This is a genomic window from Pseudomonas sp. PDM20, from assembly GCF_014852575.3.
In the GTDB taxonomy this organism is placed as follows: domain Bacteria; phylum Pseudomonadota; class Gammaproteobacteria; order Pseudomonadales; family Pseudomonadaceae; genus Pseudomonas.
Window position 1 is genome coordinate 5766039 of the sequence record NZ_CM181224.1, and the last position, 21967, is coordinate 5788005.

21 protein-coding genes are annotated in these 21967 nt (G+C 65.5%); 17 read left to right on the forward strand and 4 right to left on the reverse strand.

Going from position 1 to position 21967, the window contains the following annotated elements; genetic code table 11:
• Positions 1-30 precede the first annotated feature (30 nt).
• The 9 genes from IB261_RS26590 (at position 31) to IB261_RS26630 (ending at position 10736) form a co-directional block, all read left to right on the forward strand.
• Positions 31-864: an urease accessory protein UreD gene (locus tag IB261_RS26590; protein ID WP_192383759.1), complete on the forward strand. Its 834-nt coding sequence runs from the start codon at positions 31-33 to the stop codon at positions 862-864.
• A gap of 1 nt (position 865) precedes the next feature.
• Complete coding sequence (locus tag IB261_RS26595) at positions 866-1168, forward strand: urease subunit gamma (protein WP_015479073.1); 303 nt, start codon at positions 866-868, stop codon at positions 1166-1168.
• Positions 1169-1241: 73 nt separating this feature from the next.
• Positions 1242-1748 (forward strand): GNAT family N-acetyltransferase, encoded by a 507-nt coding sequence (locus IB261_RS26600; protein WP_151188462.1) that lies wholly within the window; start codon positions 1242-1244, stop codon positions 1746-1748.
• Positions 1745-2050 carry an urease subunit beta gene (locus IB261_RS26605; RefSeq protein ID WP_138214095.1) on the forward strand — a complete coding sequence of 102 codons (306 nt, stop codon included), beginning with the start codon at positions 1745-1747 and terminating at the stop codon, positions 2048-2050. Before IB261_RS26600 ends, IB261_RS26605 begins: the two co-directional genes overlap by 4 nt.
• A 32-nt stretch (positions 2051-2082) precedes the next feature.
• Positions 2083-3783, forward strand: coding sequence for an urease subunit alpha (ureC, locus tag IB261_RS26610; RefSeq protein WP_151188464.1), 1701 nt, complete (start codon positions 2083-2085; stop codon positions 3781-3783).
• A 113-nt stretch (positions 3784-3896) separates the two neighbouring features.
• Entirely contained in the window at positions 3897-4223 is a 327-nt protein-coding gene (locus tag IB261_RS26615) for a hypothetical protein (protein WP_081515591.1), read from the forward strand.
• Between the two features lie 346 nt (positions 4224-4569).
• A complete protein-coding gene (locus IB261_RS26620) occupies positions 4570-7266 on the forward strand; it encodes an autotransporter outer membrane beta-barrel domain-containing protein (RefSeq protein WP_192383758.1) in 2697 nt (898 codons plus the stop codon).
• Between the two features lie 708 nt (positions 7267-7974).
• Positions 7975-8580, forward strand: a complete 606-nt coding sequence (locus tag IB261_RS26625; RefSeq protein WP_151188466.1) for a biliverdin-producing heme oxygenase — start codon at positions 7975-7977, stop codon at positions 8578-8580.
• On the forward strand, positions 8577-10736 hold the full coding sequence (locus IB261_RS26630; protein ID WP_192383757.1) for a GAF domain-containing protein: 2160 nt from the start codon (positions 8577-8579) through the stop codon (positions 10734-10736). Before IB261_RS26625 ends, IB261_RS26630 begins: the two co-directional genes overlap by 4 nt.
• Positions 10737-10808: 72 nt before the next feature.
• On the opposite strand, the gene IB261_RS26635 is transcribed toward IB261_RS26630, so the two are convergent.
• Complete coding sequence (locus tag IB261_RS26635; protein WP_081515587.1) at positions 10809-11075, reverse strand: DksA/TraR family C4-type zinc finger protein; 267 nt, start codon at positions 11073-11075, stop codon at positions 10809-10811.
• A 184-nt stretch (positions 11076-11259) separates the two neighbouring features.
• Between IB261_RS26635 and IB261_RS26640 the strand changes: the two genes are divergently transcribed.
• Positions 11260-11919, forward strand: a complete 660-nt coding sequence (locus tag IB261_RS26640) for a hypothetical protein (protein ID WP_151188467.1) — start codon at positions 11260-11262, stop codon at positions 11917-11919.
• Positions 11920-11943: 24 nt separating this feature from the next.
• Here IB261_RS26640 and IB261_RS26645 read toward each other — a convergent pair whose 3' ends face one another.
• Positions 11944-12807, reverse strand: coding sequence for an oxaloacetate decarboxylase (locus IB261_RS26645; RefSeq protein ID WP_017518216.1), 864 nt, complete (start codon positions 12805-12807; stop codon positions 11944-11946).
• A gap of 208 nt (positions 12808-13015) precedes the next feature.
• Here IB261_RS26645 and IB261_RS26650 point away from each other — a divergent pair, with 208 nt between their 5' ends.
• The 4 genes from IB261_RS26650 to IB261_RS26665 all read left to right on the forward strand — a co-directional run bounded on the left by IB261_RS26650 (position 13016) and on the right by IB261_RS26665 (position 15614).
• Complete coding sequence (locus IB261_RS26650) at positions 13016-14281, forward strand: Hsp70 family protein (RefSeq protein ID WP_192383756.1); 1266 nt, start codon at positions 13016-13018, stop codon at positions 14279-14281.
• A 72-nt stretch (positions 14282-14353) separates the two neighbouring features.
• Complete coding sequence (locus IB261_RS26655; RefSeq protein ID WP_081515584.1) at positions 14354-14572, forward strand: hypothetical protein; 219 nt, start codon at positions 14354-14356, stop codon at positions 14570-14572.
• 87 nt (positions 14573-14659) lie between these two features.
• Entirely contained in the window at positions 14660-15004 is a 345-nt protein-coding gene (gene osmE, locus IB261_RS26660; protein ID WP_151188470.1) for an osmotically-inducible lipoprotein OsmE, read from the forward strand.
• A gap of 154 nt (positions 15005-15158) precedes the next feature.
• Positions 15159-15614, forward strand: a complete 456-nt coding sequence (locus IB261_RS26665; RefSeq protein ID WP_081515582.1) for a GyrI-like domain-containing protein — start codon at positions 15159-15161, stop codon at positions 15612-15614.
• 101 nt (positions 15615-15715) lie between these two features.
• On the opposite strand, the gene IB261_RS26670 is transcribed toward IB261_RS26665, so the two are convergent.
• Positions 15716-17800 carry an AsmA family protein gene (locus IB261_RS26670; RefSeq protein WP_192383755.1) on the reverse strand — a complete coding sequence of 695 codons (2085 nt, stop codon included), beginning with the start codon at positions 17798-17800 and terminating at the stop codon, positions 15716-15718.
• 284 nt (positions 17801-18084) lie between these two features.
• Between IB261_RS26670 and IB261_RS26675 the strand changes: the two genes are divergently transcribed.
• From IB261_RS26675 to IB261_RS26685, 3 genes are all read left to right on the forward strand, one after another.
• Positions 18085-18618: a ferritin-like domain-containing protein gene (locus tag IB261_RS26675; RefSeq protein WP_045216340.1), complete on the forward strand. Its 534-nt coding sequence runs from the start codon at positions 18085-18087 to the stop codon at positions 18616-18618.
• 332 nt (positions 18619-18950) lie between these two features.
• On the forward strand, positions 18951-19718 hold the full coding sequence (locus IB261_RS26680; protein ID WP_192383754.1) for a hypothetical protein: 768 nt from the start codon (positions 18951-18953) through the stop codon (positions 19716-19718).
• Positions 19719-20049: 331 nt separating this feature from the next.
• The gene (locus tag IB261_RS26685; protein WP_192383753.1) at positions 20050-20493 is read left to right on the forward strand and encodes a phage infection protein; all 444 of its coding nucleotides are present in this window, start codon (positions 20050-20052) and stop codon (positions 20491-20493) included.
• A gap of 81 nt (positions 20494-20574) precedes the next feature.
• Here the strand turns inward: IB261_RS26685 and IB261_RS26690 are convergent, their stop codons facing one another.
• The gene (locus IB261_RS26690) at positions 20575-21885 is read right to left on the reverse strand and encodes an MFS transporter (RefSeq protein ID WP_081515578.1); all 1311 of its coding nucleotides are present in this window, start codon (positions 21883-21885) and stop codon (positions 20575-20577) included.
• Positions 21886-21967: the final 82 nt, after the last annotated feature.

Below are 21967 nucleotides of genomic sequence, written 5' to 3' on the forward strand. Positions count from 1 at the left end.
TCCTGAGCATCCCTGGTTTCGCAGCTGCCCATGAACGCACCGGCCACCCTCTTCCACCCCGCCTGGCATGCCGAGCTTGAGCTGGCCTATGCCCGCGTCGGCGACAGCACGCGGCCGGTCACCCGGCGTCACCTCGGGCCGTTGCGGGTGCAGAAGCACCTGTACGCGGAAGGGCCGCAGGTCTGCCAGCACATCGTCGTGCACCCGCCCGGCGGCATCGCCGGCGGCGATACGCTGAACCTCGATATCCACGCCGGCCAGGACAGCTGGGCGCAGCTCACCAGTCCCGGCGCGGCCAAGTGGTACCGCGCCGGCTGCCCGGCGAAGCAGCAGCTGAACGTGCGCGTCGACCCCGGCGCCACGCTGGAATGGCTGCCGCAGGAAACCATCGTCTACTCCGGCGCGCAGGCCGAGCTGACGACGCGTATCGACCTCGAAGCGGATGCCCGGCTGTTCTACTGGGACGTCGTCGCCCTCGGCCGCCCGGCCAGCGGCGAGCGCTTCGAAGATGGCCACTTCGCCGCCGCCCTGGACATCCGCCGCGACGGCCAGCGCCTGTGGCACGAACGCCAGCGCGTGACCGGCAACGACCGCCTGCTCGACTCGCCCATCGGCCTGGCCGGCCACCCGGTGATGGCCACGCTGATCGCCAGCGGGCAGATCGACGCGGCGCTGATCGAAGCCTGTCGCGCCATCCCCTGCCAGGGGCGCGGCAACCTCACCCAACTGCCCGGCCTGGTGGTCGCCCGCTGCCTCGCCCACGAGGCGCTGCACGCCCGCGCCTGGCTCATCGAACTCTGGCGCCGGCTGCGGCCGGCGCTGCTCGGCCGCGAGGCCGTTCCTCCCCGAATCTGGAGCACCTGACATGGACCTGACTCCCCGCGAGAAGGACAAGCTGCTGATCTTCACCGCCGGCCTGGTCGCCGAGCGCCGCCTCGCCCGCGGTGTAAGACTCAACTACCCGGAGGCCGTGGCGCTGATCTCCGCCGCGCTGCTCGAAGGCGCGCGGGATGGCCAGACGGTCGCCGACCTGATGCACTACGGCACCACGCTGCTGAGCCGTGAACAGGTGATGGAAGGCGTGCCGGAAATGATCCCGGAGATCCAGGTGGAAGCCACCTTCCCGGACGGCACCAAGCTGGTCACCGTGCACCAGCCCATCGCCTGATCGCACAGCGGTGCAAAGACAATGGCAAATGAAGCGTACCGATTCATTTGCCCGACGAACCTGAGGAACCAACATGCTCATCCGCGACGCCAGCCAAGCCGACCTCGGCAGTCTGCGCGACATCTACAACGACGCCGTGCTCAACACCACCGCCATCTGGAACGAGGTCGCCATCGACCTGGAGAACCGCCGCGCCTGGCTGGAAGTGCGCGCGCAGCAAGGCTTCCCGGTACTGGTTGCCGAAGACGGCGGCGAAGTGGTGGGCTACGCCAGCTACGGCCCGTGGCGCGCCTTCGACGGCTTCCGCGAGACGGTCGAACACTCGGTCTACGTGCGTGCCGACCAGCGCGGCAAGGGCCTCGGCCCGCTGCTGATGCAGGCGCTGATCGAGCGCGCCCGCGCCCAGGGCCTGCACGTGATGGTCGCGGCCATCGAGAGCGGCAACATCGCGTCGATCCGTCTGCACGAACGCCTGGGCTTCATCACCAGCGGGCAGATGCCGCAGGTGGGCCAGAAGTTCGGCCGCTGGCTCGACCTGACCTTCATGCAACTGATCCTCGACCCACGGAGCTCCCCATGATCCCTGGCGAATACGACATCCAGCCCGGCGAGATCGAACTCAACGCCGGCCGCCGCACCCTCGCCCTGACGGTGGCCAACAGCGGCGACCGGCCGATCCAGGTCGGCTCGCACTACCACTTCTTCGAAACCAACGACGCACTGCTGTTCGACCGTGACGCGGCGCGCGGCATGCGCCTGAATATTCCCGCCGGAACGGCCGTGCGCTTCGAGCCGGGGCAGAGCCGCGAAGTAGAGCTGGTCGAACTGGCCGGCGAGCGCAAGGTTTATGGATTTGCGGGACGGGTGATGGGCAGCCTCTGAGCGCCCGCAGGACAACAGCCAAGGAGCGCTGGATGAAGATCAGCAGACAAGCCTACGCCGACATGTTCGGCCCCACCGTCGGCGACCGCGTGCGCCTGGCCGATACCGGCCTGTGGATCGAGGTGGAGCAGGACTTCACCGTCTACGGCGAGGAAGTGAAGTTCGGCGGCGGCAAGGTCATCCGCGACGGCATGGGCCAGAGCCAGCTGTGCGCCGCGCAGGTCGTCGACACGGTGATCACCAACGCGCTGATCCTCGACCACTGGGGCGTCGTCAAGGCCGACGTAGGCCTCAAGCACGGGCGCATCGCCGCCATCGGCAAGGCCGGCAACCCGGACATCCAGCCCGGCGTGACGATCGCCCTGGGCGCCAGCACCGAAGTGATCGCCGGCGAAGGCATGATCCTCACCGCTGGCGGCATCGACACACACATCCACTTCATCTGCCCGCAGCAGATCGAAGAGGCGCTGATGAGCGGAGTCACCACCATGATCGGTGGCGGCACCGGCCCGGCCACCGGCACCAACGCCACTACCTGCACCTCCGGCCCGTGGCACATGGCGCGCATGCTCCAGGCCGCGGACGCCTTCCCGATGAACATCGGCTTTACCGGCAAGGGCAACGCCAGCCTGCCACTGCCGCTGGAGGAACAGGTACGCGCCGGCGCCATCGGCCTGAAACTGCACGAGGACTGGGGCACCACCCCGGCGGCCATCGACAACTGCCTGACCGTGGCCGATCGCCTCGACGTGCAGGTGGCGATCCATACCGACACCCTCAACGAATCCGGCTTCGTCGAAACCACCCTCGCCGCGTTCAAGGGCCGCACCATCCACACCTACCACACCGAGGGCGCCGGTGGCGGCCACGCGCCGGACATCATCAAGGCCTGCGGCTTCGCCAACGTGCTGCCCAGTTCGACCAACCCGACCCGGCCCTTCACCCGCAACACCATCGACGAACACCTGGACATGCTCATGGTCTGCCATCACCTGGACCCGAGCATCGCCGAGGACGTGGCCTTCGCCGAATCGCGCATCCGCCGCGAGACCATCGCCGCCGAGGACATCCTCCACGACCTCGGCGCCTTCAGCATGATCAGCTCCGACAGCCAGGCCATGGGCCGCGTCGGCGAAGTGATCACGCGCACCTGGCAGACCGCCGACAAGATGAAAAAACAGCGCGGCGCACTGGACGGCGACGGCGCGCGCAACGACAACTTCCGCGCCAAGCGCTACATCGCCAAGTACACCATCAACCCGGCGATCACCCACGGCGTCGCCCATGAAGTGGGCAGCATCGAAGTGGGCAAGCTGGCCGACCTGGTGCTCTGGCGCCCGGCCTTCTTCGGCGTGAAGCCGAGCCTGATTCTCAAGGGCGGCGCCATTGCCGCGAGCCTGATGGGCGACGCCAACGCGTCGATTCCGACGCCGCAGCCGGTGCACTACCGGCCCATGTTCGCCAGCTTCGGCGGCAGCCGCCACGCCACCTGCCTGACCTTCCTCAGCCAGGCCGCGTTCGACCTCGGCGTGCACCACGAACTGGGCCTGCGCAAGGCCATCGGCGTGGTGAAGGGCTGCCGCAGCGTGCAGAAGACCGACCTGATCCACAACGCCTACCTGCCGCACATCGAGGTCGATGCGCAGAACTACCAGGTACGCGCGGACGGCCAGTTGCTGTGGTGCGAACCGGCGGAGGTGCTACCGATGGCGCAGCGGTACTTCCTCTTCTGAAGAGCGCCCCCCGTGAGACGCGACACATCGCCTGCTTCCGCCACAGCGCAATGATGGCTACCCTGCGCTCCCCCTGGGAAAGAGTCCCGGGGGTTGTATCTCAGGAGAGTCATGTGAAGTTTTCCCGTATCGCCGCCACCCTGCTGGCCACCGCCGCCATCGCCGGCTGCACCGGCACCCCGATGAAGACCCAGAACTACAGCCCCGAGCAGTACACCGTGATTGGTCACGGTGAAGGCAAGGCCACCGGGATCATGCTGTTCGGCGTCATTCCGATCCAGCAGAACAACCGCTTCGTGCGCGCCCAGGATGCCGCCGTCAAAGCCAAGGGCGGCGACGCGCTGATCAACACCCAGGTCCAGGAAAACTGGTTCTGGGCCTGGGTCCTGAGCGGCTACACCACCACCGTTTCCGGTGACGTGGTCAAGCTGAACAAGTAAGCGCCCTGCGCTTTTCCGGACTGGTGCGCAATGCCCGGTCCGGCTTCCACCCTTGCCATAAATCAAGCTTTTTCCCATCCCCCGCCCCGCTGCCCGCCGATTGAGATTCGTCTTATTCGGCAACCTGAACGCGCGCTGAACAATGTGCCCACTGATCCGCCAGAGCCCTTACCGGCCGCGGGTCCGGCGTGGCGCAAACACTCGCGACCGCGCCTCCCCAAAGCAACTTCCAGCGAAAGCAGGACCCCGATCCGGAACCCTCCGATCTCCCGCCAGGACAGGCTCACACAGGCGCTGGAAACCCGCCCCGCATCGCCCCACGGCGAGCGGTGCAAGGAGGTTTGCAATGCGCTTTACCAAGACCCTACTGGCCTCGCACATCGCGTTGGCCATCGCCCTGGCGGGGCAGGCCGGCATGGCCAGCGCCACCTGCAGTACCAGCGGCGACGGCAAGACCTACACCTGTGACGAAACCGTGTGGTGGGGCCTTCCCGCTGGCGTGGAAAATGTTCACATCGACACCGGCAACACCCGTGGCGGCATGGCTCCCATGGGCGGCTTCGGCATCTATGGCAACAACGGCCAATACACCATCAAGGAAGCGACAATCCTGACCGGCTCCGTCTCGGGCCTGCTCAGCGGCTACAAGGCCGATGCCATCCAGGCCAATATCGGCACCAACAACATCTCCATCGACAAGCTGACCATCGTCACCAAGGGCTCATCGGCCGATGGCATCAACGTCACCGAAAACGCGATCAACTCCACGGTCACCATCGGCGACAATGCCAGTATCACCACCTCCGGCATGGGCGTGCGGGCCAATACCTCGAAGAATGGCGGCACCAACCGCATTCTCCTGGGCAAGGGCGCGGTGATCAGCACCAGCGGCAGCGGCAGCAATGGCAGTGACGGCAACGGCTATGCGGTCTATGCCGGCAACCGTGACAGCGAAGCACTGCTCTACAAGGGCGATGCCGAAGTGCGCATCGACGATGGCAGCACCATCAGCACCTCGGGCTCCAGTGCTCACGCGGTATTCGCCAACCGCGGCGGCGAGATCCACCTGGGCAGCACCGCCATCACCACAGGGAAGGCCAATGCCTACGGCATCTACGTGCAGACCCTTGAGGACTTCAACGGCATGCGTGGCGGCAAGGTGCATCTGTACGGCGACACCCAGGTCACCGTCACCGACGGCAACCGCGCCATGGCCGCCAATGGCGCAGACTCCAGCATCGTCTCGGAGAACGCCGCGATCTACGTGCTCGACAGCAGCGCCGCAGACGACCTCGCCAACCGCAAGGGCGTCGCGCTCTATGCCGAGAACCAGGGCAGGCTCGACCTGAAGATGGCCGCCGGCTCCTACCTCAACGGCACCACCAGCACCGCCACCGACGGGGTGATCGACCTCGCCATAGACGGAGCCGCCAGCCAGTGGTTCATGACCGGCAACTCCAACCTCACCAACCTCTCGCTGACCGACGGCGCACAGCTGATCTACGACCGCCACGACGAGCACGGCGAGTACGCCTACAAGACCCTGACGGTGGATGGCGACTTCACCGGCGGCGGCCACCTGGTGATGAACACCTACCTGGGCGACGACAGCTCCGAGACCGACAAGCTGGCCGTCACCGGCAGTACCTCGGGCGAGACGCTGGTGACAGTCAACAACACCGGCGGCCCCGGCGCGCAGACCCTGGAGGGCATCCAGATGATCACCGTCGGCGGCACCTCCGCCGGCGAGTTCACCTCCAGCCGGGTAACCGAGGGCGGCTACGAGTACATGCTCCGCCGTGGCGGCAGCTTCGTCGGCTCCACCGGCGCGGACAGCGACTGGTACCTGACCTCCTACAAGCCGACCGAACCGGAAGATCCGGACCCGATCGATCCGGGCCCCGGCCCTGGCCCCAATCCGGAGCCGGAAGATCCCGATCCTGTCGATCCCGGTCCTGAAGATCCCGGCCCCGTCGATCCCGGCCCCGTCGATCCCGGCCCCGAAGAGCCAGGCCCCGTCGATCCGGGCCCGACCGACCCGGTGCCGGAGCAACCCGCGCCCAGCGACAAGGACCGCGTGCGCCAGCCCGAAGGCGGCAGCTACACCGCCAACCTCGCGGCAGCCAACACGATGTTCCTGCACCGCCTGCACGACCGCACCGGCAACCTGACCTACGTCGATCCGGACACCGGCAAGCAGGTCACCTCGATGCTCTGGATGCGCAACGTCGACGGCTCCAGCCGCTGGGAAGACAGCACCGGGCAGCTGAAGACCGAGTCCAACCGCTACGTGCTGCAACTGGGCAGCGACCTGTACCGCAAGCAGACCGACAACGGCGACTGGGTCGTCGGCGTGATGGCCGGCTACGCCAACGGCAACTCCACGACCAGATCGCGCATTACCGGCTACCGCTCGCGCGGCGAGATCGACGGCTACAGCCTCGGCGTCTATGGCACCTGGTACGAGAACAAGGACGACGAGAACGGCGCCTACGTCGACAGCTGGGTCCTGTGGAATGACTTCGATGCTGAAGTGCGCGGCGAGCAACTGGCCAAGGAGAAATACGACGCCAAGGGCATCACCGCCTCCCTCGAGGCCGGCAAGACCTTCACCGTGGCGAAGACCGAAAGCGCCAGCTACTACGTCCAGCCGCAGGCGCAGATCGTCTACATGGGCGTGAAGGCCGACACCCACCGCGAGGCCAATGGCACCAAGGTCACCGGCCAGGGCGACGGCAACATCATGACCCGCCTGGGTGCCCGCGCCGCCGTGCGCAGCAACCAGCAAGGCGGCTTCGCCAACACCTACGGCGTGGAGCCCTACGTGGAAACCAACTGGATCCACAACACCGACGACTTCGGCGCGAAGATGGGCAGCACGAAGTTCGAAATGGACGGCGCCAGCGACATCTTCGAAGTCAAGCTCGGCGCCACCAGCAAGGTGAACAGCCGGGTCAACGTCTGGGGTGAAGTGGGCAAGCAGTTCGGCGACAACGGCTACCGCGACCAGGCGGTGACGCTGGGTTTGAAGGTCAACTTCTGACCCCGCCGTGAACCGGGCCGCCGCAGGCAACTGCAGCGGCCTTTTTCTGCGGACGATTCCCTGTACGAGCACGAGCATGGCACGCCTCTGCAATGAGACATCGGCGTTGGGCAGTTCGCGAGCAAGCTCGCTCCTGCAGGAACAGCCCTGCTCTGGCTCTGGCTTTGGCTTTGGCTTTGGCTTTGATGAGGCTTCCAGGGAAACATCCGCACGCGCCGAATGCCCCGTTCAGGAGGCCTCGTTGAATTGGAGTTTCAGGGGTTGAGCGACATGGAGGTCGCGAGAGCTGCGATGGGCCAGGGATGGCCCTTCGCAGCGTGCCCCTGAAACTCCAATTCAACGAGGGAATTTTTCGCCCCAAGCGAAAAACCGGATGTCCGGGGCAAGCCTTCTTGGTTACTTCTTTGGGGGCGGCCTTCCGACGTTTGGAAGAAGTGACTCGCCCGAGGGGGCGAAACCCAACACATCCGCGCACTCCAATGCGGCGCAAAAATAACCAAGCCAATGCAGTGGACCTGCAACATCAGAGAGAAAGAGAACGCCGGCCCGGCCGGCGGATCGCGGGCATGGCCCGCTCCTGCAGGGAGACTTCTGCGCCCCTCGAAAACCCTGACATTTCAATCAACTTTTCCCCTATCGCCCCGGTCGTACAACCCGAACTGCTATGCTCTGCAGCTCGAAGAAAAAGGTGGACCCGCGATGACGGCGATGACTTCGCAACCGAACGAACGCCCGGGCATCTCGCCTGCGCTGGCCGCTTTGCGCGCCGCTACCCATGAGCTGCATGCCGACCTCGACAGTCGCTCCCCGCTCACTGCCGCACTGACCCAGGCCGACTACCTCGACCACGCTGCCCGCGTGCTGGGCTGGATGCGCCCGCTGGAGCAAGCCCTCTGGCCGCTCTGGCCTGACGCAGAAGATGCACGGCTGCGACGCGGCAAGAGCCAATGGCTGGAAGCCGATCTGCAGGCCGGCTCGCAGGCCACCGCCGACCTGCCCGACTGTCCCGCCGCCCCGGTCGCGATCAACCTCGCCGAAGCCTTCGGCATCGCCTACGTCGCCGAGGGCGCGACCCTGGGCGGAAGGGTGCTCTACAAGCGCCTCAAGGCCTCGCTCGAACCGCTGCCGCTGCACTGGCTGCAGGGCTACGGCGAACACACCGGCGAACGCTGGAGCGCTTTCCAGCGCCTGCTGGCCGAGCATGTCACCACTGCCGAGGACATCTCCCGCGCCCAGGCTGCCGCCGTGTGCGCCTTCACTTCGTTCCGCGACTGGGTGCTGGACGTCGCCCCGAACCGGACGGTCCCGGCATGAGCGAGCAGACGGTCACCCTCGCCAACTGCGAGGACGAACCCATCCATGTGCCCGGCGCGATCCAGCCCCACGGCGCGCTGATCGCCCTCGACGAACAGGGCCGCGTGCTCGGCTTCAGCAACAACCTCGCCACCCTGCTGGGCATCGCCCCGACGCTGGGCGAGCCACTGGCCGAGGCGGACGTCGGCCCCGGCGTGCTGGCGATGCTCGCTGAAGGGCTCAATGAAGCAGGCCCCTGGGTCAACAGCGTGGAAGCGCGGATCAACCGGCGCTTCTTCGACGTGATCGGCCACAGCCATGACGACGTGCGCTACCTGGAATTCGAGAGACGCGCTGCCGGGACCGCGTCCTTCACCACCTTCGCCCTCAACGCCCAGCGCCTGGTCAGCCAGCTGCAGTTGCGCAACGACGTCGAGAGCCTGCTGGTCAGCGTCACCGAGGAAGTGCGGCGGATGACCGGCTACGACCGCGTCATGGCCTACCGCTTCAACGAGGACGACTCCGGCGAGGTGGTCGCCGAATCCCGCCGCGAGGACCTGGAAAGCTACCTCGGCCAGCGCTACCCGGCCTCGGACATTCCCGCCCAGGCGCGGCGCCTGTACCTGCAGAACCCGGTGCGGCTGATCGGCGACGCGGCCTACCAGCCGGTCGCCGTGCGCCCCACGCTGAACCCGGGCAGCGGCAAACCGTTCGACCTGAGTTTCAGCACCCTGCGCAGCGTCTCGCCGATCCATTGCGAGTACCTCGCCAACATGGGTGTACGCGCGTCGATGAGCATTTCCATCGTGGTCGGCGGGCGCCTGTGGGGGCTGTTCTCCTGCCACCACATGAGCCCGAAGGTGGTGCCCTACCCGATCCGCATGTCGTTCCAGGTGTTTTCCCAGGTGTGCAGCGCCATGGTCGAACGCCTGGAGCAGAGCCGCGTCAGCGAACTCCTGCGCCAGGCCTCCGAGCGCCAGCAGGCGCTGCTGCGCCGCACCCGCGACTCCGACGACCTGCTCAGCGCGCTGTCACGCCCCGGCGCCAGCATCGCCGACCTGCTGCCGTGCGACGGTGCGGTGGTGATGCTCGGCGGGCGCGCCAGCAGCATCGGCGGTGACTTCGACGACCTGGCGGTGGCCATGGTCGCCCAGCTGCAGCAGGACGAGGAGCTGGACCTGTTCCACAGCGATCAGCGCCTGGAACTGCCCGATGGTCCGCACGACCCGCGCTACTGCGGCGTCATGGCGATCCGTTTCCATCGCCAGGAGTCGGGCTGGATCGTCTGGCTGCGCCTGGAGCAGGTGCACCGCATTCGCTGGGGCGGCAAGCCGGAGAAGATCATCAAGACCGGCCCCTCCGGCGCGCGCCTGACACCGCGTGGCTCGTTCGAAGCCTGGGAAGAAGTCGTGCGCGGGCGCTCCATGCCCTGGACCGGCATCGACCTCTCCATCGCCGAGAAGCTGCGCACCGAACTGGTGGAGCTGTGCCTGAACCGCGCCGGCGAGATCGACCGCATGCGTCAGCGCCTGATCGCCGTGCTCGGCCACGACCTGCGCAACCCGTTGCAGTCGATCTCCATGGCGGCGGCCATGCTTTCCTCCAGCGACGTGCGCAACGCCGAGCTGCGCCAGCACATCACCTACTCCAGCAGCCGCATGGAACGCCTGATCAGCCAGATCCTCGAGATGAGCCGGCTGCAGAGCGGCGCGGGAATGACCGTTAAGCCGGTGGCCGCCGACCTCTCGCGGCTGGTGCGCGATATCGTCCAGGAAACCGACGTGGCCTATCCGGGCCTGTCCATCGAGACCGCCATCGAGGAGGGCGTGCAGGCGCAAGTCGACCCGGACCGCTACCTGCAGGTGATCGCCAACCTGCTGAGCAATGCCCGTCACCATGGTCGCCCCGGCCGCCCGGTGCTGGTGGAACTGCGCCGCCAGGGCGAGCTGGCGCGGCTGTGCATCCTCAACGAAGCCGAAGCGCTGGATGAGGCGCGCCTCGCCAACCTCTTCGAGCCGTTCAAGCAGGACGCCGGCGGTCATGGCCGCAACAAGAGCGGGCTGGGCATCGGCCTGTACATCTCCCAGGCCATCGTCAGCGCCCACGGCGGCCGCATCGAAGTCGAGCAGGCCGACGGCATCATCACCTTCAGCGTGCTGGTGCCGCTTAAGCCCTGACCCCTGGCGCCGATAATTGCCCACGAAAAACGGCGCCCCATGGGCGCCGTTTTCATGTCGTGCGACAGCCACTCAGCGCAACTGGCTGTCCTTGCTGCCGCGGCGGTTGTAGCCGGCGTAGGCCGCCTGCTCCTTGTCGTGCTCGGCCTGGCAGTTCACGCACAGACGCACGCCGGGGATGGCCTTGCGTCGCGCCTCGGGGATTGGCGCGTCGCACTCTTCGCAATGGGTCAGGCTCTCGCCCTTGGGCATCTGGTTGCGTGCCCGTGCAATGGCGTCCTCGATGGTGCTGTCGATCTGCTCCTGAACCGCTCCGTCGTTTGCCCAGCCGCTGGCCATGGCGACCTCCGTCAATTGATCAGTATCTGTACAGATATGAAGGGTGTCCGGAGCAATTGCAAGGGGCGGTCGCCCTGGAGCAAAAGCGGCGCTTTACGTCAGCAGTATCAGATTCACCTTACAGGCAAGACGGACCGTGAAACTGAGAATGGCGACCTTTCCATTGCCATCGAAGGAACCCGTCATGCGCTCCATTCCCGTCCTGCTCGCCGGCCTGCTGCTGTCCGGTGCGCTGTCCTGCACCGCGCTGACCGCCCAAGCGAGCGCCCGGCGGACCGATCCGTTGCTGCAGGACATCGAGCGCTACCTGCTGCTCTACGCCGCTACCGGCGATGATCGCTTCCTGGTCCGGCTGGACAGTCTGGGCGTGGTGTTCGAAAGCCAGCTCGAAGGGCAGAAGCAAGCCAAGGCGCTGAAGGACATCTGGCAGCTGCATCAACAGACCTTGCTGAAGGTGCGCGAGGCCTACAGCAGGAAAGGCATCAACCTGCAGCAGGCGCTGCAGCAGACCCGGGAGGTCGCCGAACTCTTCGACAGCTTCCTGGCCAGCAGCTCGGACAGTGCTCCCTCGATGATCGGTGAACTGCGCGAACTGGCGCTGCTGGAAGCCCGGGGAGCCAATCGCAAGCTGCTGGGCGAACCGTCCGCGACGGACAGCCAGCGCATCGAGGCTCTGCGCACGAGCCTGCAATCACACCTCGAGGCGTTGCCGGACACCCCGGAGCGCAATCGTCTGCTGGCGCACTGGGCGTACCTGCGCAAGAGCCAGGCGGCCGGCGGCACGCTGCTCTACCCGTTCAACGCGCAGATCGAGTACCTCACCACCCACGCACCGCAGAGCTGATGCTCCGGGGTAGGCAGGGATGTCTTACTCTTTCACTTCCATGTATTCGCGTGCCCAGATCTGGTACTCCTCGGGCAGCGTGTACTTCTTCGCCAGCTCCGAAGCGGTCAGGTCGGAGGCATGCACGCCGCGCTGCTCGCGCAGGCAGTCGTAGGTGGCCTTGATCGCGGCGAAGTAGGCGGCGTGGCCATCGACCACGATGCGCACACCCAGCTCGGCCAGGCGGGCGTCGTCGCGCAGCTCCGGGTTGCCATAGGACACCAGCATCAGCGGCACGGACAGGTGGCGGGAGATGGCTTCCAGGTGGTCGAAGTCGCGGATGCCGACCATGCAGATGCCGTCGGCACCAGCGGCCTGGTAGGCCAGGGTGCGGCGGATCACGTCGTCCACTTCCAGCACTTCGGCGTTGGTGCGGGCGATGATCGCCATTTCCGAGTCGATGCGCGCTTCCAGTGCCGCGCGGATCTTGCCGACGCCTTCCTCGACCGGGATCAGGTCGGTGGACTTGCGGCCGAACTGCGCGGGCAGCAGGGTGTCCTCGATGGTCAGCGCAGCCACACCGGCGCGTTCCAGCTCGACGATGGTACGCATGGTGTTCAGCGCATTGCCGTAGCCGTGGTCGGCGTCGGCGATCACCGGCAGGCGGGCGACACGACCGATGCGGGTGGCCTGCTCGGTGAATTCGCTCAGGGTGATCAGTGCGAAATCAGGCGCCGCCAAAACTTGTAGTGAAGCTACAGAACCGCCCAGGATGCCTACTTCGAAACCCAGGTCACCGGCGATGCGCGCGGACATGGGGTCGAACACCGAAGCGGTGTGATAGCAGGCTGAAGAATTCAGTAAGGCGCGGAAATCCTTGCGCAATTCGTGGAAGGAGGCTCTGTGCATGGTGGGATCCAACTGCTTGTACGGGGTGGGAGAACGGAAATCAGATAGTGGAAAACTCTTGTAGGAAAACTACAGGAACACAATGTAGCAAAACTACAAGCTACTCCCCAAGCCCTGTTTGCCACCATCGCTTCCCGACGGATACCCTGATTTTCCTACAGCGCTCGCGTACACTGCGCGGCCGTTTTTTCTCCGGACATCCTGCACCATGTTCCCGACCACTGCGGCCCGCGCCCTGGGCATCGACTTCGGTACCTCCAACTCCACCGTCGGCTGGTGGCGTCCGGACAGCGAACCGCTGATCGCCCTGGAAGACGACAAGATCACCCTGCCCTCGGTGATCTTCTTCAACGTCGAGGAACGCCGCCCGGTGTACGGCCGCCTGGCCCTGCACGAATACTTGGAAGGCTACGAAGGCCGCCTGATGCGCTCACTGAAAAGCCTGCTGGGCTCCTCGCTGCTGAAAAGCGAGACCACCGTGCTGGGCAGCGCCATGCCGTTCAAGGACCTGCTGGGGCTGTTCATCGGCGAGCTGAAGAAGCGCGCCGAGAACGTCGCCGGGCGCGAGTTCGATTCCGTGGTGCTGGGCCGCCCGGTGTTCTTCGTCGACGATGACCCCAAGGCCGACCAGGAAGCCCAGGACACCCTGGTCGCCGTTGCGCAGAAACTCGGCTTCAAGGACGTGTCCTTCCAGTACGAACCGCTGGCCGCGGCCTTCGACTATGAGCGCAGCATCGAGCGTGAAGAGCTGGTGCTGATCGTCGACATCGGCGGCGGTACCTCCGACTTCTCGCTGGTGCGCCTGTCGCCGGAACGCCGCGAAGTGGCCGACCGCCAGGGCGATATCCTCGCCACCGGCGGCGTGCACATCGGCGGTACCGACTTCGACAAGCAGTTGAGCATCCAGGGCGTGATGCCGCTGTTCGGCTACGGCAGCAAGATGAAGAGCGACGCCTTCATGCCGACCAGCTACCACCTCAACCTCGCCACCTGGCACACCATCAACGCGGTGTACGCGCAGAAGTCCCAGCTGGCGCTGCAGAACATGCGCTACGACATCGTCGACGCCACCGGCATCGACCGCCTGTTCAAGCTCATCGAGCAGCGCGCCGGCCACTGGCTGGCGATGCAGGTGGAAGCCAGCAAGATCGAGTTGTCCGACACCGAGCGCCGCGACATTGACCTCGCCCGCATCGAAGCCGGGCTGGTCGCGGAACTGAGCCGCGATCTGTTCGAAGGCGCCATCGGCCCGCTGCTGGAGCGCGTGCGTGGCAGCATCAGCGAACTGCTCAACTCCGCCGATGTGGACCCGGCGCGGGTCGACACCGTGTTCTTCACCGGCGGCTCCTCCGGCGTGCCGGCCCTGCGCCAGAGCGTGGCGGCGATGCTGCCCAATGCCCGCCACATCGACGGCGACCGTTTCGGCGGGATCGGCAACGGCCTGGCCATCGAAGCGATGAAGCGCTACGGCTGAGCAGCCGCTCACTGACGCGAGTGCCGCCATGCGCTAGTGTGGCGGTAATACCCTTCGCGCCCGGAGTCCGCCATGCGCCCCCTCCAACTGACCCTCCTGCTGCTCCTGGCTGCCGCGCTCTCCGCCTGCGGCCTGGGCGAGACTGCCGCCACGGCGGCCACCACTGCCAACCTGCAGGCCCAGCAGGCGCAACAGGCCCAGCAGCAGATGCAGCAACTCAAGCAGCAGATCGATGCGGCCAACGTGCAGAACCAGCAACGCCTGGACGATGCCCTGAAAGAAGCCCAGTGAGGCCTGCGTCCCACAGATTTCTTGAACGCCGGATCATGACCTAGGCTCCAAGTTGAGCGAGTGAGTTGCTCAACCAAGGAGAACACCATGTACAAGCGATCACTGCTGGCGCTGTTGGTACTGGCCTCGGTGGCGGGCTGCGCCTCCACCAAGGTGCAGAACCCGGTCAACTACATCACCTACCGCGACGAGCCGCTGGTGCGCAATGTCGAGAAGGGGATGAGCCAGGAAGAAGTCCTGAAGATCGGCGGCACCCCGTCGGCGACCCAGAAGCGCCTGATGAAGCCGGGCAGCTGCAACAGCTACATCCTCAGCAAGGACGGGCAGCAACAGCCCTTCTACGTGAGCTTCGACGGCAGTGGCCGGGTGGACGGGTCGGGGTTCATGACCTGTTCCGAGCTGGACCGCCACGAGCGTGATTACCAGCCGTAACCAAGGCCTTAGCGGTGAAGAAAATGCCCTCGCCCGCTGGCGGGGGCTTTTTCGTCTGGCACCTTCATCGGCAACGCGTCGCAGGCGCGCGGAGTTGTTCCCTGCGGGCATTGACGACGGTCTATCATCCCCGCAGCCATCTCAGGAGCCGCCCATGAAATACCGCATCATCGAACTGCCCGCCTTCGACGTGGTGGGCATGGACTACCGCGGCAGTGCGCCGGGCGACAGCATCGGCCAGCTGTGGCAACGCTTCCTGCCGCGCGAGCAGGAGGTCACGGCCAGCGCGGCGGACAAGACGGCCTATGGCGTCTGCACTCAACTGCCGGGCGGTGAGTTCCACTACATCGCCGGCCTGCCGGTGGATGCCGGCGCGGCCGTGCCCGAGGGCATGATCAGCTTCGCGGTGCCCGCGCAGAAGTACGCGGTGTTCACCCACATCGGCCCGGTCAGCGCCATCGCCGACAGCTTCCAGGCCATCTATTCCAGCCTGCTGGCCCGCCACGGGCTGGAGCCGAAGAAAGGCGTGGACCTGGAGCGCTACACCGAACGCTTCCTCGGCCCGCAGGACCCGGCGTCGGAAACCGATCTGTACGTCCCGATCTACTGATCCGCCGGTAGGGCGCATAACGCCTAAGGCGTTATCCGCCTGAATGGCGGATAACCCGTACCGGGTTATGCGCCCTACGCACTGGCGTCACCGGCAGGAGCTCATTTGCCCTTCGTGGGCGCTTTCGCCGGCTGCTTCATCTGCTCCAGCAACGCGGTGCACTGGTTGTCGTCCTGCTTGCTCGGGGCGACAAGTGCCAGCAGCGCTGCCGCCGGGGCGACTGCCACACCCAGGGCGACCATCCCCGCACCGCGCGCAGCCAGCGGCAGGACATGCACACCCGCCTTCGGGTTCTTGAAGGTGCCCTGCACATAGAGCGGCGAGCGCAGAGAGAAGATGCGCACGCCCTTGCTCTGCGGAGTGATGTCCAGGTCCAGCTGCTCAGTGGCGAAGTTGGCCGTGCCGTCCACCGTGATGATCGCGTTCTCGGTGTCGAAGGCGAACACCCGCGGCTTGGCCAGGCCATGGGTGATGCCCACGTCGGCAGCGGCGCAGTTGATCTTCACTTCGTCATCGCCGAACAGCTTGTTAACCACGTAGTTGCCCACGTTGAGCCCGGCGATCTCCATCAGGCTGCGGCTGATGCGCCCGTCGTTGATCAGCAGCTTCATCTCGCCGTTGGCGCCGGCGAGGATGGTTGCCACCGAATTGCCGGTGCCGCTGATGGCCGCGTCGCCATTCAGCTCGCCGAAGCTCGACTGCATCGGCGCGAAGCTGGGGAACAGCTCCTTGAGCTTGAAGCTGCGCGCCTGCAGCTGGACCTTGCTCTGCAACGGCGTCTTGCTGCCGTCCAGGCGGATGTGCGAGTCCAGCGTGCCGCCGGCTACGCCGAAGCGCAGCGGCTCCAGGGTCAGCAGCCCGTCGTTGAGCACCAGGTGGGTGTAGAGATCGCTGATCGGCAGCTTGTCGCTGTGCACGATGCGCTTGCCGGTGAACTCCACGTCGGCGTCCATGGCGCGCCAGCGGTCGGTGCGGAACTCCTCCACCGGCAACACCTTGTCCGCCGGCTGGCGGGTGCTCTGGCCGCGCGCCTGCTTCTCCTTGTTGGAGTCGGCGCCGATCAGCGGACCGAGGTCGGCCATGCGCAACTGGTCCGAGCGCAGCTTGCCGGAGAGCTTGGGCCGCGGCTGGCGATTGACGAACACCAGGTCGCCATGCAGATCGCTGTCGCCGACCTTGCCGTTGAAGTTCTCGTAGTGGAACTGCGCGCCGGCCGGATCGTGCAGCTCGGCTTTCAGGCGGCCGTCGGTCTCGTAGGCCGGCGTATCGGGCAGGGTCACGCCGGTGAGTGGAAAGAGGTTGGCCATGCTGGTGCCAGCCAGCCTCAGGCGCAGGTCCAGCGCGCCGAGGTTCAGCGGGTCGACCAGCGTGCCGACGATGCTCGCGCGGGTGCTGCCGGCGGAGACGTCGGCCTGCACCGGGAAGGGTTTGGCCGCATCCTGCAGGGCGAGCATGCCACCGACCTTGCCCGAGCCGTTGAGCGGCAGCCCCTTGTACTGGCCCTTGAGCTTCCAGCCGAACACATAGTCCTGGGTTTCGGCCTTGTCGCCGCCGGCCAGCGCCTTGCCCGCCAGTTCGCCGAACGGTACCGGCTTGCCGAGCGGGTCCACCAGCAATTCCAGGCGAGTCTTCAGGCGCTGGTCATCGAGGGTGACACTGCCCCTGTCGAAGCCGATCTCGCCGATATCCAGCTTCCACGAAGACTGCTCGGGCGGGGCGTTGGGGTCTTCTTCCTTCTTCGGCAGCTCGAAGGTCCAGGTCGCCCGCCCATCCGCGAGCCGCAGCAGATCGGCGCTGGGGCGGGTGAGGACGATCTGCGGGATGTTCACGGTCTGCCACAGCAGCGGCAGCGGGGCGAGGCGGAACTCCACCTTCTCCAGGCTGGCAAAGTTCGTCGAACGCGTCTTGCCGGCCGCCCAGTCGGGGTTGCCCAGGGTGATGTCCGCGGCGCTGAAATGCGGCCACGGCACATAGGCGCGCCAGCCGCCTTCGTCCGGCTCGGTGCGCCAGAACACCTGCAGGTCGCCATTGATGGCGAAGGGGCGGCCCAGCTCGGCCGAGACCTTCTCGTTGATGGTCGGCTTCACCCGGTTCCAGTCGAAGGTGGCGATGAACACCACCAGCGCGGCGATTACCGCGATGAAACCCGTGAAGCTCCAGAGGCAGATTCGTTTCCCGCGCGTCATACCTGAACTCCCTGCTTGCCGCGTCGGTGGAAGCAGCGACGTCCCCACGTCGCTGCCGGTCATCATCGGCCGCCTGAGCATGCCGGGCCGGCATTCTCCCTTGGCCTGTCGTCTTGGACCAGCATAGCGAGGTGATGGCTCCCGCAATCTGCGCGGCAATTGTGCGCGACGGCGCTGCCGGGCAAAAAAACCAAACTTTCAAGGCGGCCCGCGACTCACACCCTTGAGACCCGAACCAAGCCGCGCGCCACCGCAGCGCCGGCCCGCCGTTAAGGAGATACCTGATGAACCAGGCACAACTGACCGACGTCCAGACCCTGCGCCAGAGGGCGCGCCAGAACATCGAGGACGGCGCAGTGACCGAGGGCTACCATGCCGACCGCAAGACCGTGCTGCGTCTGCTCAATGAGTCGCTGGCCACCGAACTGGTCTGTTACCTGCGCTACAAGCGCCACTACTTCATGGCCACCGGACTGAAGGCCAGCGTGGCCGCCGCCGAATTCCTCGAGCACGCCACCCAGGAACTGCAGCACGCCGACCTGCTGGCCGAGCGCATCATGCAGCTGGGCGGCGAGCCGGACTTCAATCCCCACGGGCTGACCGAGCGCTCCCACGCCGAATACGTGGCCGGCGCCAACCTGCGCGAGATGATCACCGAGAACCTGGTCGCCGAACGCATCGCCATCGACAGCTACCGCGAAATCGTCGTCTACCTGGGCGACGACGACCCGACCACGCGCCGCCTGTTCGAGGAGATCCTCGCCCAGGAGGAAGAGCACGCCGACGACATGGCCGACCTGCTCCAGGACCTGAAGTAACCCCGCCATCGCCCGCATCGATGCCCGGCTCCGGCCGGGCTTCGTGCTTGCGCGCCCTGCCATTCGGCGAAGACCCGCATCCCAGAGCCGTTGAGCCAGACCCGGCCCACAAATACATCGAACAATCAGATACTACCAATCACGCCGATATCGCCCATCGAAGGCGTTGATAGAAGTCAATTTTTACAACCAAGTATCTGATTTTAAAGATACTATTCAACAATCATCGACATCGATAGCGACTATCTTTCGGCATCGTTTTCCAATCGATAACCCAGAACAGATACTGAGTCCGTGTCCAACGAACTCCCCACTCTTTCTGGAGCCGCATCATGAAACGCACCCTCGTACTTGGCTTTGCCCTCTCCGTACTTGCTGCCAATGCCGCTTTCGCCGGCTCCCAGCAGGAATCCCCTGTCATCAACGCCAGCCAGACCCAGATCCTGGTTCAGGAAGGCGCCGAACGCAGCCTGGGTCAGCAGCAGAAACAACTGGACGCGGCCAAGGCCCGTATCGCCGAAAACGGTTCCAGCCAGTCGGTTGATCGCCTGATCCAGAAAATGAACGTGGCCGAGAACGGCTCCAGCCAGACCGTCGACCGCCTGCACAAGCAACTGGGCGTGGCTGAAAACGGCTCGAGCAAAACCATCGACCGTCTGCACAGCGAAATGAGCGTTGCCGAAAACGGTTCGAGCCAGTCGGTTGACCGCCTGCACCAGGCCATGAACGTGGCCGAGAACGGCTCCAGCCAGACCGTCGACCGCCTGCACAAGCAACTGGGCGTGGCTGAAAACGGCTCGAGCAAAACCATCGACCGTCTGCACAGCGAAATGAGCGTTGCCGAAAACGGTTCGAGCCAGACGGTTGACCGCCTGCACCAGGCCATGAACGTCGCCGAGAATGGCTCCAGCCAGACCGTCGACCGCCTGCACAAGCAACTGGGCGTGGCTGAAAACGGTTCGAGCAAAACCATCGACCGCCTGCACAGCGAGATGAGCGTTGCCGAAAACGGTTCCGAGCACACCGTCGACCAACTGCACAGCAACATGGTCGCCGAGTCCGGTGGCGATACCGTCTTCGATGCCCACCTGAAGGCCTGACGCCCAAGGCAGTACACCGCAAGGTGAGAGAAAAGCCCGGCCCCGCCGGGCTTTCTTATCGCTCGAAGTTCACGAAACCCCGCCATCGATAACAGGCCAGCCGTGATTTGTAACGGCGTCTTGCCTGAAACCTCCTGAAACGCACCTGAAAACACCGCCCTAGAGCGGTTTTCGTCGTTACATCATTAACGGCGATAGTAGAAATTAGCCGGCTAAATAATCGACATCGCTGATGCTCTGTATTACCCGGCATCGTTTTTAAATCGATTTATCCGAAGGGAAAATAACCCCGTAGCCAAAACAAACCGCCCCCCTTTCGGAGCCACACAACATGAAACGCCAGATCGCCCTCAGCCTTGCACTCACTTCCCTGATGTCCGCCAGCGCCGTCTTCGCCGCCCCGGCCATCCTCAACAACGGCCCGCGCTCCCTTCCGCAACACGAACACCAGCTGCAGCAGAAGAGCGCTGAAGCCCGTGTCGCCGAAAACGGCTCCGACCGCACCATCGACCGCCTGCACAAGCAGATGGACGACGCCCGCGTTGCCGACAACGGCTCCGAGCGCACCATCGACCGCCTGCACAAGCAAATGGACGACGCCCGCGTTGCCGACAACGGTTCCGAGCGCACCATCGACCGCCTGCACAAGCAGATGGATGACGTCCGCGTAGCCGAGAACGGCTCCGAGCACACCATCGACAAGCTGCACAGCAACATGGTCGCCGAGTCCGGTGGTGACACCGTGTTCGATGCCCACCTCAAGCGTGTTTCCTGATCCAGACGAAATACGCCTGACAGGCGAAAGAAAAGCCCGGCATCTGCCGGGCTTTCTCATTTCTGCGTTAGCGCAATTCGATCAGAGCTTCGTCTCGCCAGCATCCGGCTCGCCATCGGAGCGACCAATGCTCGCCGGCGCTTCCACCACCAGTTCCTCCGGCACTTCCTCGACACGCGGGTCCAGCGCGGCGGCCATCGGGCTGACGGTGTCGGGCATGGCCACGTGGTGCAGCGGCGCCTCGTCGACGCGGTGCACACCGGTGACGCGCTTGGGTTGCACCCAGAAGATCAGGATCAGCGCATAGGCAGAGACCAGCATGTAGAACATGCCCGGCCCGAAGTGACGCATCATCGCGCCGGCGAACAGCGGGCCGATGCAGGCGCCGACGCCGTAGGTCGTCAGCAGCATGGCCGACAGCGCCACCCGGCGCGATTGCTCGACGTGGTCGTTGCCCAGCGCCACCGCCAGTGGATAGAGGGTGAACAGCAACATGCCGGTGACGAAGCCGTTCGCCAGCAGCAGCGTATAGGGCAGTTCGATCAGCCCCCACATCGGCACTGCGGCCAGGCACAGCAGCAAGGCGTTGGCGCGGATCAGCCAGCTGCGGTTGACCCGGTCCGACAACCAGCCCAGCGGCCACTGCGCGCAGAAGCCGGCGACGATGCACATGCCGACGAAGAAGCTCGACTGCGCGGTGTCCAGGCCGTTGCGCGCCGCATACACCGGCGCCAGGCCGTAGAACGCGCCGACCATCAGGCCGGCGACGAAGATGGTGCCCAGCGATTGCGGCACGCGCTTCCAGAAGAAGCCGATCTCCAGCGGCGCCGCCACCAGCTTGGCCGGGTGGACGCGACGGGTCAGCGCCAGCGGGATCAGGCACGACGAGAAGCACATCGCTACCAGCAGCAGCGGCTTGTAATCCAGCGCCGGGCTAAGCGCCAGCAAGCCCTGGCCAACGACCAGGCCGGCGTCCACCGCCACCATGTAGCCGGCGAACACCTTGCCGCGCTGGTGCCCTTCGGCCTGCTCGTTGAGCCAGCTCTCGATCACCATGTACTGGTTCATCATGACCGCGCCCATCACGAAGCGCAGGACGATCCACACCTCCAGCTGCGAAACCAGCGCGTGGATCAGCACGATCACCGTGGCCATGCCGGCGCAGGCGACGTAGGAGCGGATGTGGCCGAAGCCGGCGATCAGCTTGTGGCCGAACTTGCCACCACAGACCAGGCCGAAGTAGTACGCCGCCATCAAGCCGCCGACCCAGAGGTCGCTGACGCCTTCCTGGGTCAGGCGCAGGCCCATGTAGGTGGTGAACAGGCCGGAGCCGGCGAGCATCAACAGCGTGGCGGTGTAGAGCGCGGGAAACGTGACGAGCGGGCTGAACATGGCAAGTCCGGCAGGAAAATGAGGAAGGTGGGTGTCAGGGCAAGGTTAGCCGTCCGCACATCGGACAGCGGTCATGCGGCAA